Genomic DNA, 10343 nt, shown 5'->3' on the forward strand with positions numbered 1-10343 from the left:
CGTCGAGACCCGGCTGGCCGACGTGTGCACGGTCCGCCGCGTCGACGACGCCGGGCAGCTCGTCCGCGTCGCCCGGTACGGTCCGGACGCCGCGACCGGGGAGGCGCTCGACGAGCGCCCCGCCGAGACCTCGTTCGGCCTCCGGGTCCTCGACACCGGCGCCGCCGTCCTGTGGGACGACACCGCCCCCGGCGCGACGGTCCCCGGCTCCTCGATCCCCGCACGCTCCGCGGTCGGGGTGCCGCTGTCCGCGCGCGGCCGGACGCTGGCCGTCCTGGTGCTGGTCCGGGCCCGCGGACCACGCCGTACACCCCTGACGACATCGAGCTCGTCACCGAGCTCGCCGACCGGGCCGCGCTCGCGCTCGACAACGCGCTGCTGCTCGCGGACGCGGACGAGCGGGCCAACGCCGACCGGCTGGCGCTGCTGCAGCGGGCCACCGCGCAGCTGTCGGCCGCCGCCGACCCGACCGAGGTCGCCCGGACCGTCGTCACCCACCTGACGGCGCTGCTCGGCACCTGCCGGATCGCGGTCTACGAGCTCGACCCGGCCGGGCAGCAGCTGCGGGCACTGGCCCTGCACGGCGTCACCGACCCGCAGGCGTGGCGCGAGGTGCCGCTGACCTCGCCGGTGCCGGCGGCGGTGACCGCCCGCCAGGCCCGCGCGCTGTGGCTGGAACCGGGCACCGACTGGGGCGGAGCGCGCCACCCGGAGACCGCCACCCTGCTCGACGGCCTCGGCCACGCGACCCTCTTCACCCTCCCGCTGGTCACCGCCGCCCGCACCGTCGGCGTCATCGCGGTCGCGTTCGGGACGCCGCGCCCGCTGACCCCGAACGAGCGCGCCACCCTGCTCGCCCTGACCGACCCGGCCGCGCAGGCGCTCGAACGCGCCCGGCTCTACCGCGCCGAGCGGGAGGTCGCCCACACCCTGCAGCGCACGCTGCTGCCCACCCGGCTGCCCGACCTCGACACCGTGGATCGCGCGGTGCGCTACCAGGCCGGCGCCGCGGGCACCGAGGCCGGCGGCGACTGGTACGACGTCGTCGACCTCGGCGACGGGCGGATCGGGCTGTCGGTGGGTGACGTCGTCGTCGGACAGGGCGTCGCGGCGGCCGCGGTGATGGCCCAGCTGCGCACCGTGCTCTCCGGGGCCGTCCGGCAGGGCCGCGACCCCGCGTCCGCGCTGGAGCTGCTCGACGAGTTCGCGACCTGGATCCCCGGTGCCCGCTACTCGACGGCGGCCTGCGTGGTCGTCGACCCCGGCCGCGGGGAGCTGCGCTGGGCGCGGGCCGGGCACCTGCCCGTGCTGGTCGTCGACGAGAACGGCAGCCGTTACCTCGCGGGCGGCCACAACCCCGTCCTCGGCGTCCGCGGCCGGCCGCCCTTCGGCGAGGGCGTCGCCCCGATCGCGGCCGGGCAGACGCTGGTCCTCTACACCGACGGGCTCGTCGAGCGCCGCGGCGAGGTCGTCGACGAGGGGCTGGACCGGCTGGCCCGGATCGCCGCCGAGGTCGCGGGGCTGCCGCCCGAGCAGTTCGCCGACCAGATCGTCGGCCGGGCCCTGGCCGGGGCCGCCCACACCGACGACGCCGCGCTGGTCTGCGTCCGCGTCCTCCCGCCCGACATCGACCTCACCGTCCCCGGGTCCGCCCGGAGCTGCCGGCGATGCGCCGCCGGGTCCGGCGCTGGGCCGGCCATGTGGGCCTGGCCGAGGACCTCGGCGACGACCTGGTCCGAGCGATCGACGAGGCCGCCGCCAACAGCGTCGAGCACGGCTACGCCGAGTTCGACCCGCCCGGCGAGGTGCACCTGCGTCTCGGCTACACCCCGCACGACGGCGTCCGGGCCCGGGTCGCCGACACCGGCCGCTGGCGGCCGCCCGCCGCCCGACCCCGGCTACCGCGGACGCGGCCTGCAGATGATCCGCGCCATCGCCACCACCGCCGAGATCGACACGGCGGGCGGGGGCACCGTGGTGCGCATGCAGATCACCCCGGACCCGCGCACGCCCGCCGTGGCGCAGCACCCCGCGCCGCCCGTACGGCCCTCCCCCGGACGCCGGCGCACCGAGCTGCACGACGACGGCCGCAGCGGCGACGCCCGCCGCCTCACCCTGGCCGGCGACCTCGACCTCGCCGGGGCAGCCGAGATCCGCGACCGGCTCCTGGAGCTGGTCACCGCCGGGCCGGTGCTCCTCGTCCTCGACGGACCGACCTACGTCGCGAGCAACGGCGCCGCCCTGCTCGCCGAGGCCGCCGACCGGGCGGGCGCCCGCGGGCACCGGCTGCGGGTCGAGGTGCCGCCGGGTCCGGCGCGGCACGCGCTGGAGCTCTCCGGGCTGCTCACGCTCCTGGGGTGAGGGCCCGGCGGCCCGGCACACAGCTGCCTGCCGAGCCGCCGCGAGCCGGTCAGCGGCAGACCACGTCGTCGGGCGGGAGTGTCCCGTCGACCAGGTACGACGTCGTGACCCCCAGCGCGCACGGGGTGTTCCCGACGCCGGCGTAGACGCCGTGGCCGCTCCCGTTCTCGACGACGAGCCGGGCCCGGTCGCCGAACTTCTCCCGGAGGAGCTCACCGCCGCGCAGCGGGGTGACCGGGTCGTGGCGGTTCTGCACGATCAGCACGTTCGCCGGGCCCTCGTCGAGCACACGGACCGGCGGCTCGGCCGGCTCGTACGGCCAGAAGGCGCAGGGCAGCACGTTCGCGCTCGCCGCGCCGTACACGGGGAACCGCTCGCGGTCCTGCGCCACCGCCCGCTGGTAGGCCGCGACGTCCCGCGGCCAGGCGACGTCGTTGCAGGTGGTGGCGAGGAACGCCGTGTACGCGTTGTCCTGCGGCGACGGGCCCGCGGGCGGTGCCGGGGCGGGCGGCGCGTCGCCGGACAGCAGCGACTGCCAGGCCGCGGCGGTGCTGCCGTAGAGGGTCGGGCCGTACAGACCGACGAAGGTGGCGGCCCGGAACACCCGCCCGTCGACCCCGGCCGACGGCCGGTCGTCGAGCCGCGCGGCGAGCCGGAGATAGGTCTCCCGCACCTCCTCCGGGGTGGCGCCCAGCCCGTAGGTGTCGTGCCGGTCGGCGGCCCAGCGGGCGAAGTCCCCGAAGGTCTCCTCGGCGCCGAGTGCGTAGCGGCGGATGCCGTCGGGGTCGAGGTGGGTGTCACCGACGTTGCTGTCGAGCACGACGCGGTCGGAGCGGTCGGGGAACAGGGAGGCGTAGGCCGCCCCGAGCGCCGACCCGTAGGAGAAGCCGAGGAAGCTCGCCTTCTCCTCGCCGAGCGCGGCCCGGATCCGGTCCATGTCCCGGGCGACGTTGGCGGTCGTGACGTGCCGCAGGTGCCCGTTGCGGTCGTTCACCGCGCACCGCTGCGCCACCTCCCGCGCGACCTCGGCCGTCCGCAGGACCGCCGCGTCGTCGGCGGCGTACGGCGGGATGTTGCCGATGTAGTCCAGGTCGGCGCCGCCCCCGCCGGCCGGAACAGGCGCATCCGGGCGTCGTCGTCGAGCCGCAGGACGGCCGCGAGCGCCTCCAGCACCGTCGCCTACGCGGTCGACACCTCCCCCGAGATCGACGTCGACGAGATCCTCGTCCGGCCGGTCCGGCAGCGCTGAGCGCCGGCCGGGCCGCCTCCTGAGGAGGCTCCCGGCCGGGCTGCGACCGGGCGTGGGTGTGCGGGGCGGCGACCGGTGTGCCACATTACGGGGGCGTGACCGTGCCGTCCCGTGGTGCGGTCCCGGCCGTTCCCGCACCGGCCAGGTCGCGTGGTCGCTGTCCTGGCGGCTCGTTCCGACGCGTGAGCCGTGCGGTCGTGAGGACCGCTCGTCCCGTGTCCCGAGGGTCGACCGGAGAGCACGCATGACGACGTCCCCGCCCACCGGCACGTCCCCCCGTCGTACCCGTCCGACGACGGCGGGCGGGTTCGGCGAGCTGGCCGCCCTGGTGTCCGGGGCGGGTCTGCTGCAGGAGGCCCGCCGCACCTACCTGCTCCTGTTCGCGGCGAACGCGGTCCTGCTCGCGGGCGGCCTCACGGTGTTCGTGTGGCTCGGCCCGTCCTGGTGGCAGCTGCTGCTGGCGGTGTTCTTCGCGGTCGTGACCACGCAGCTGGCCTTCATCGGCCACGACGCGGGCCACCGTCAGATCTTCGCCGGCCGGCGTGCCAACGACGTCGTCGGCTACCTGCACGGCGGGCTGGTCGGGCTGAGCTACGGTGCCTGGGTCACCCAGCACACCGCGCACCACGCCCATCCCAACCACGCCGACGACGACCCGGACATCGACATCCCGGTGCTCGCCTTCAGCCCCGAGCAGGCCGCCGCCACGCGGGGCCCCGTCCGTTGGATGGTCGGCCACCAGGCGTACCTGTTCCTCCCGCTGCTGTTCCTGGAGGGGTGGAGCCTGCACCTCACCGCCGTCCGGGCGATCCTGCGCCGAGAGGTCCCCCGCCCGCGGCTGGAGGCGGCGTTGCTCGTCGCGCACGCCGTCGGGTACCTGGGGGCGGTGTTCTGGGTCCTCGCGCCGGTGCAGGCCGTCGCGTTCGTCGTCGTGCACCAGGGGCTCTGGGGCGTGTACATGGGCCTGGCGTTCGCTCCGAACCACAAGGGGATGCCGGTCATCCCGGCGGGCCGTCGACTGGACCACCTGCACAAGCAGGTGCTGACCTCGCGCAACGTGCTCGGCGGCCGGGTGCTCGACGTCGCGCTGGGCGGCCTGAACTACCAGATCGAGCACCACCTGTTCCCCCGCATGCCGCGCCCGCACCTGCGCCGCGCTCAGCCGATCGTGCAGGAGTTCTGCACCACCCACGGCCTGCCCTACACCCGGACCGGTCCCCTGCGTTCCTACGCCGAGGTCCTCCGTCACCTGCACGAGGTCGGCGCCCCGCTGCGGCGCCCCACCGGGCCACCGGCCGGCTGACCCGTCCCCGGGTCCGCTCGGGGCGACAACCCCGAAGGAGAACCACCAGCATGGACGACCCGACCCCCTCGACCGCCTCCGACCACACCCCGGACGAGCTGTGCCCGGTCTGCCCGCACCCCTGGGAGGACCACGACGCGATCGACCGGAGGTTCTGCTCGGCGAAGATCGCGGGTGGGTCCTCGCAGGGGTGCGTCTGCGCGAAGGGGTGACCGCACCGCGCCGTACCGCCGCCGGGGCGGGGTGACTACGTCGTCGCCACCAGCAGCTGCTGCCCCAGCGCCCGCAGCGGGTCCGTGTCACCGGGCAGCGCCGCGACCGGCCGCAGACCGGCGGCGGCGAGCTCGGCCCACCACTGCCGTTCGGTCAGGAAGATCCGGTCGGTGCCGGCGCGCAGGTCCCCGCTGCCCGCGGCGGCCGCGCCCGGACGCGCGGACATGAGGAACTGCATCGACACCAGCGCCGGGAGGTGCTCGCGGGTCGACTCGACCAGGGCGAGCACCCCGCCGGGGGCCAGTACCCCGCGGACGGCGGCGAGCGTCGCGCGGACGTCGACGGCGTTGTGCAGGACGTTCGCCGCGACGACGAGGTCGTGGCGGCCGTCGTGGGCGGCCAGGTCGGTGGTGACGTCGAGCAGCGCGGTCCGCACCCCGGGGAACCGGGTCGCGGCCAGGTCGAGGAAGAACCGTGAGACGTCGGTGAACAGGTAGTCGACCGGCGCCTCCCCCAGGCCGTCGAGGACGGCGCGGGTGCTGCCGCCGACGCCACCCCCCAGCTCCAGGACGCGCAGCGGCTCCGCCCGGGTCCGTGCGGTGGTCGCGGCGAGGTGGGCCAGCGCCCCGTTGAGGTAGGTGTTGATCGTGTTGTCCTGGTAGCTCGCCAGGGCGGTGGCGATCTCGCCGTCGGGGAACAGCAGCGCCTGCAGCGGCACCTCGTCGCGCAGCAGCGCGGGCAGGTGGGCCATGGCGGCGGCGAAGAACTCGACCATCGCGGGCGGGTAGCCCAGGTCGGTGCACGCCGCGTGCAGCGCGCCGTCCGGCTGCGGCCCGGGGTCGCCGTGCGCGGCGAGCTCGGCCCGCCACCGCCGCACCAGCCACGCGTGCCGCGGGGCGACGTCGGGGTCCCCGGCGTCGAGCACCGAGGCCATGGCACGCAGCGCGACGGCGTCGAGCCGGGCGACCGCGTCGGCAGGGCCCGCGTCGCCGGCCGGTGCGCCGCCGGGCAGCGCGGCCAGGCCCGCCGCGTCGGCCGCGGCGACGTCGTCCGGCCCGGCGACGGGCAGCAGGACCGTCGCGTCGGTGCCGGTGAGACGCCGCGCGAGCGGCCCGACCCGGCTCCGCACGAACGCGGGGAACGGCTCGTGGGCCCGGCCCGGGCCGGCCAGCCCGGCGGCGGGCCGGGCGGCCGCGGCGGCGGGCCGGGCGACCGCCAGCAGCTCGGGGTCGTCCGGGTCGAGGAGGACGGCGGCGTCGTGACCGGCGAGGTCGGTGCGCAGCCGGGCCGCGGTGACCGCGTGCGGGCCGGGACGCAGCAACGCGTTGGGGATGCCGCGCAGCAGGACCGGCTCCGCCCCGGCCAACGGGTCGCCGGTCCAGTCCAGGACCTGCGGGACCGGCGAGGGTCCGGCGTCGACGTGCAGGACGGCGTCGAACCGGTGGCGCGACAGCTCGGTGTCGTCGGTGAGGGTCTTGGCGTGCACGGCGACGGCGATCCGGCGCCCGCCCGCGAGGGCCGCCGTGGCGAGGGCGGCCGGGTCGACCAGCAGCTCACGGTCCGTCGCGGCGCGCTCGGCGACGGTGCGCGCCAGGGCGTCGTCGTCGGGGGCGGGCCCGGTGGCGGTGACGGTCTCCCGCCAGTGCCGCAGGTGCAGGCCCGCGTGCCGCACGTCGCCGACGACGACCGTCCCCCCGGCCGCGACGACCGCGGTCGCGGTACGGAGCACCTCGGTCAGGTAGGCGAGGTCGGGGAAGCACTGCGTCACCGAGTTGATCACCACGCAGTCCGGTGCCCGCCCGCCGAGCGCCTCCCGGACGGCGGCCGAGCCGGCCTCGTGCGCGGCGCCCCGCACGACCCGCACCCCGGGCGCGGCGGCGGCGCGGTGCCGGTCGACGACGTCGCCCGCGATGTCGGTGCCGACGTAGGCCTCGACGTGCGGGGCGATCCGCTCCAGCAGCATCCCCGTGCCGCAGCCCAGCTCCAGCACCCGGCGCGGGCGCGCGGCGAGCACGAGCTCGGCCGTGCGGTCGGCCCACTCCCCCATGTGCGCGGCGGGCAGCGGCGCACCGGTCCCCGAGGCCCGCCAGCCGGCCAGCGGCGACGGGTCGGAGTAGGTCCAGTCGTAGACCTCGGTCCAGTGCTCGCGGTGCTCGACGACGAGCGCGCCGTCCGGCGGGACGAGCGCGGCCGGGTCGACGACGACCCGGGTCAGGTCCTCGTCCCGGGTGATGCGCGCGATCCAGGGGTGGGTCGGGTCGGCGGTGGGTTCGGTGCGCACCGGGCGGTTCCTCTCGGTCTGGGTGACGGGGTCGGGGCGGGGTCGACGAGGTCGACGACGTGGTCGGCGCGTTCGACCAGCGCGCGGTCGTGGGTGGTGGCGAGCACGGCGAGGCCGTCGGCCCGGGCGGCGTCGAGCAGGTCGAGGACGGCGGCCGTGGTCGCCGCGTCCAGCGCGGAGGTCGGCTCGTCGGCGAGCAGGACCGCGGGCCGCACGGCCAGCGCACGGGCCAGCGCGACCCGTTGCCGCTGCCCGCCCGACAGCGCCGCCGGGCGCCGTCCCGCCACGTCGGGCGGCAGGCCGACCGCGCCCAGCAGCCGGACCGCCTCGGCGCGGGCGACGGCGGCGGGCATGCCGTGGAGCCGGCGCAGCGGGCGGGCGACGGCGGCCCCCGCGGTGCGGGCCGGATTGAGCTCGTGGACGGGGTGCTGCCCGACCAGCGCGACGACGCCCGGGGTGCGGTCACCCACCGGCCACGGCGTGGCGGAACCGGCCAGTGCGAGGGTGCCCCCGGTGACCGGCCGCACCCCGGCCAGTGCCCGGAGCAGGGTGGTCTTGCCGCAGCCGGACGGCCCGGTGACCACGGTCAGCCCGCCGGGCCGCACGGGAACGTCCACGTCCGCGGCGGCCCCGGGGACGGCCGTGGTGACGTGCCGCGCGTCGAGGACCGGCACCGCGGTGGGCGACGGCGGCGTTCCGGCCCGGGACGGCGGCGGACCGGCCGGGGCCGGCGGCGGCGCGGGGGCGCCCACCCGCACGACCCGGTCGGCGACCGCGGCGACGGCCGGGTCGTGGGTGACGACGAGGGTGACGCCGCCGCGGGCGCGCAGCAGCTCGACGACGACGGCGGTCGCGGCGGGGTCGAGGCCCGCGGTGGGCTCGTCGAGCACGAGCAGGGCGGGGTCGCCGGCCAGCGCCCTGGCGAGCGCGACCCGGCGGGCCTGGCCCCCGGAGAGCCGGTCGGGCCGCAGCCCCCCGACGGCCCCCGGGTCGAGGCCGACCGCACGCAGCGCCGCGTCCGGGTCGGGGACGGGCAGCTGGGCCCGGGCGTCGCGCAGCGGGTGCAGCGCCGGGTCCTGCCCCAGCAGCCCGAGCGTGCGCCGTCGCCAGCGGCGTCCCCGGGGCAGCGGAGCGCCTTCCCAGCCGACACCTCCCGAGACGGCGCGCAGGCCCCCCGGCAGGGTGCCCAGGACCGCGTGCAGCAGCGTGGTCTTGCCGCTCCCCGACGAGCCGACGACGGCGACGACCTCCCCGGGGTGCGCGTCGAGGTCGGGGCCGTCGAGGACGACGCGCCCGTCGGGATCGAGGACGCGCAGCCCGCGCACGGTGAGCCCGGGGCCGGTCTGCACCGGGCCGCCGGGGACCCGCGTCGTACCGGTGCGTGCGGGCACGAGCCGCAGCGACACCACGGCCAGCACCGTCGCGACCGCACCGAGCGCGACGGCCGGGGCGAGCACCGCAGCCGGGTTCACGGTCAGCCCCGGCAGGTTCTCCCGCAGCATCACCGCCCAGTCCGGGGCCGGCGGCGGCGGGCCGAACCCGAGCACCGAGGTGGCAGCGGCCAGCTGCAGCGCGAGCACCGCGCGGCCGGCGAGGTCGGCGGCCACCAGGGGTGCGTGCGCGGGCAGCACCTCGCGGAGCAGCACCGCGACCGGGCGTTCGCCGTGGACGAGTGCGGCCTCGACGTGGCCCGCGGTGCGCGCCCGGGCGGTGGCGTCGGCGACGACCCGGACGGTGAGCGGCGCGCCGCCGACGACGGTGCCGACGACGACCGCGGCCGGCCCGGGCAGCGTCACCGCGGCGACCAGGACGAGCAGCAGCAACGGCACCGCGACCAGCAGGTCGCTCAGCGCGGTGACGGCACGCGCGCGGCGCCCGCCGGTCCACCCCACCCACAACCCGCCCGCGGTGCCGATCGCCGTGGCGAGCAGGGCGGCGGCCACCGCCGTCGTGACCGGTCCGGTTCCGCCGTCGAGCACCCGGGCGAGCACGTCGCGGCCCAGGACGTCGGCGCCCCACGGCAGGCCGGGCCGCGGCGGGGACCACGGCGCGGCGACGACCCGCAGCGGGTCGCCACCGGCGAGCGGACCCGCGACGGGCAGCGCGACCAGCAGGCCGAGCAGCAGCCCGCCGGGCAGGAGCACGGAGCGCCTCACGGCCGGCCCGCCGCGGCGGCGACGAGGTCGGCGGCCAGCGTCCCCGCGACCACCACGGACGCGGCGAGCAGCGCCACCGCCGAGACCACCGGCAGGTCACGGGTGGCGACGGCGCCCACGAGCAGCTCCCCGAGCCCGGCGACCCCGAACAGCGTCTCGACGACGGTGCTGCCCGCGACCAGCGAGCCCGCGGTCACCGCGAGCACGCGCAGCGCGGGGGCCGCGACGAACGGACCGGCGTAGCGCAGGGCCACGACCGGTGCGGGGACCCCGCGCAGCACGGCGTCGCGCACGAACGGCCGGGCCGCGACGTCCTCGACGACCCCGCGCAGCTGGCCCGCGGCGAAGGCACCCGACGGCAGCGCGAGCGCGAGGACGGGCAGGACGAGCAGGTCGGGCCGGGCCCACGCCGGCTCACCGGGCGGCAGCAGCGACACCGGCGGGACCCAGCCCAGGACGCCGGACAGCAGTGTCGCGAGCCCGACCGCGACCACGACCGGGGCACCGCGGAGCCGACCGCGGCGACGGCGGCGCCGCGCCGGCGGGCGAGCAGCGCGGCGAGCGGCACGGCCACCACCAGGGCCGCGACCACCAGCACGGCGGTGGTCCCGGCCCGTCCGGCGACGAGGTCGGCGACCGGACGGCCGCTGACCAGCGACCGTCCGGGGTCCCCGGTGAGCAGGCCGGCGACCCAGGTCAGGAACCGGGCGGGCCACGGCCGGTCCAGGCCCGCCGCGGCGCGCAGCTCCGCGAGCGCGGCCGGGTCGACCCGGCCGCCCG

9 protein-coding genes and 3 pseudogenes are annotated in these 10343 nt (G+C 78.1%); 8 read left to right on the forward strand and 4 right to left on the reverse strand.

Going from position 1 to position 10343, the window contains the following annotated elements; translation table 11 throughout:
• Window positions 1-22 precede the first annotated feature (22 nt).
• The 4 genes and pseudogenes from KPF22_RS33655 (at window position 23) to KPF22_RS33670 (ending at window position 2361) form a co-directional block, all read left to right on the forward strand.
• Window positions 23-502, forward strand: coding sequence for a GAF domain-containing protein (locus KPF22_RS33655; protein WP_224402988.1), 480 nt, complete (start codon window positions 23-25; stop codon window positions 500-502).
• Window positions 448-1602 (forward strand): annotated as a pseudogene (locus KPF22_RS33660) (PP2C family protein-serine/threonine phosphatase); the annotation flags it as partial. The gene KPF22_RS33655 and the pseudogene KPF22_RS33660, both read left to right, overlap by 55 nt.
• A 65-nt stretch (window positions 1603-1667) precedes the next feature.
• Window positions 1668-1910 (forward strand): annotated as a pseudogene (locus KPF22_RS33665) (ATP-binding protein); the annotation flags it as partial.
• A gap of 73 nt (window positions 1911-1983) precedes the next feature.
• On the forward strand, window positions 1984-2361 hold the full coding sequence (locus tag KPF22_RS33670) for an STAS domain-containing protein (protein WP_224402989.1): 378 nt from the start codon (window positions 1984-1986) through the stop codon (window positions 2359-2361).
• A 49-nt stretch (window positions 2362-2410) separates the two neighbouring features.
• On the opposite strand, the gene KPF22_RS20040 is transcribed toward KPF22_RS33670, so the two are convergent.
• Window positions 2411-3355 carry an alpha/beta hydrolase gene (locus KPF22_RS20040; protein ID WP_224400897.1) on the reverse strand — a complete coding sequence of 315 codons (945 nt, stop codon included), beginning with the start codon at window positions 3353-3355 and terminating at the stop codon, window positions 2411-2413.
• Here KPF22_RS20040 and KPF22_RS33235 point away from each other — a divergent pair.
• The 3 genes from KPF22_RS33235 to KPF22_RS20055 all read left to right on the forward strand — a co-directional run bounded on the left by KPF22_RS33235 (window position 3335) and on the right by KPF22_RS20055 (window position 5125).
• Window positions 3335-3610, forward strand: coding sequence for a hypothetical protein (locus KPF22_RS33235; RefSeq protein WP_224400896.1), 276 nt, complete (start codon window positions 3335-3337; stop codon window positions 3608-3610). The genes KPF22_RS20040 and KPF22_RS33235 overlap by 21 nt on opposite strands.
• Window positions 3611-3854: 244 nt before the next feature.
• Window positions 3855-4913 (forward strand): acyl-CoA desaturase, encoded by a 1059-nt coding sequence (locus KPF22_RS20050; protein WP_224400895.1) that lies wholly within the window; start codon window positions 3855-3857, stop codon window positions 4911-4913.
• 50 nt (window positions 4914-4963) lie between these two features.
• Complete coding sequence (locus KPF22_RS20055) at window positions 4964-5125, forward strand: RGCVC family protein (RefSeq protein ID WP_224400894.1); 162 nt, start codon at window positions 4964-4966, stop codon at window positions 5123-5125.
• Between the two features lie 35 nt (window positions 5126-5160).
• Here the strand turns inward: KPF22_RS20055 and KPF22_RS20060 are convergent, their stop codons facing one another.
• Genes KPF22_RS20060 through KPF22_RS20070 form a run of 3 tightly spaced genes read right to left on the reverse strand, consistent with a single transcriptional unit; the run spans window position 5161 to window position 10057 of the window.
• Window positions 5161-7407: a methyltransferase gene (locus KPF22_RS20060; RefSeq protein ID WP_224400893.1), complete on the reverse strand. Its 2247-nt coding sequence runs from the start codon at window positions 7405-7407 to the stop codon at window positions 5161-5163.
• A complete protein-coding gene (locus KPF22_RS20065; RefSeq protein WP_208825640.1) occupies window positions 7338-9563 on the reverse strand; it encodes an ATP-binding cassette domain-containing protein in 2226 nt (741 codons plus the stop codon). Before KPF22_RS20065 ends, KPF22_RS20060 begins: the two co-directional genes overlap by 70 nt.
• Window positions 9560-10057 carry an ABC transporter permease subunit gene (locus KPF22_RS20070; protein WP_224402987.1) on the reverse strand — a complete coding sequence of 166 codons (498 nt, stop codon included), beginning with the start codon at window positions 10055-10057 and terminating at the stop codon, window positions 9560-9562. The genes KPF22_RS20065 and KPF22_RS20070 overlap by 4 nt, the downstream gene beginning before the upstream one ends.
• Here KPF22_RS20070 and KPF22_RS20075 point away from each other — a divergent pair.
• Window positions 10033-10343, forward strand: a pseudogene (locus KPF22_RS20075) (hypothetical protein); the annotation flags it as partial. The gene KPF22_RS20070 and the pseudogene KPF22_RS20075 sit on opposite strands and share 25 nt — an antisense overlap.

The organism is Pseudonocardia sp. ICBG1034, from assembly GCF_020131375.1.
Classification (GTDB): Bacteria; Actinomycetota; Actinomycetes; order Mycobacteriales; family Pseudonocardiaceae; genus Pseudonocardia; species Pseudonocardia alni.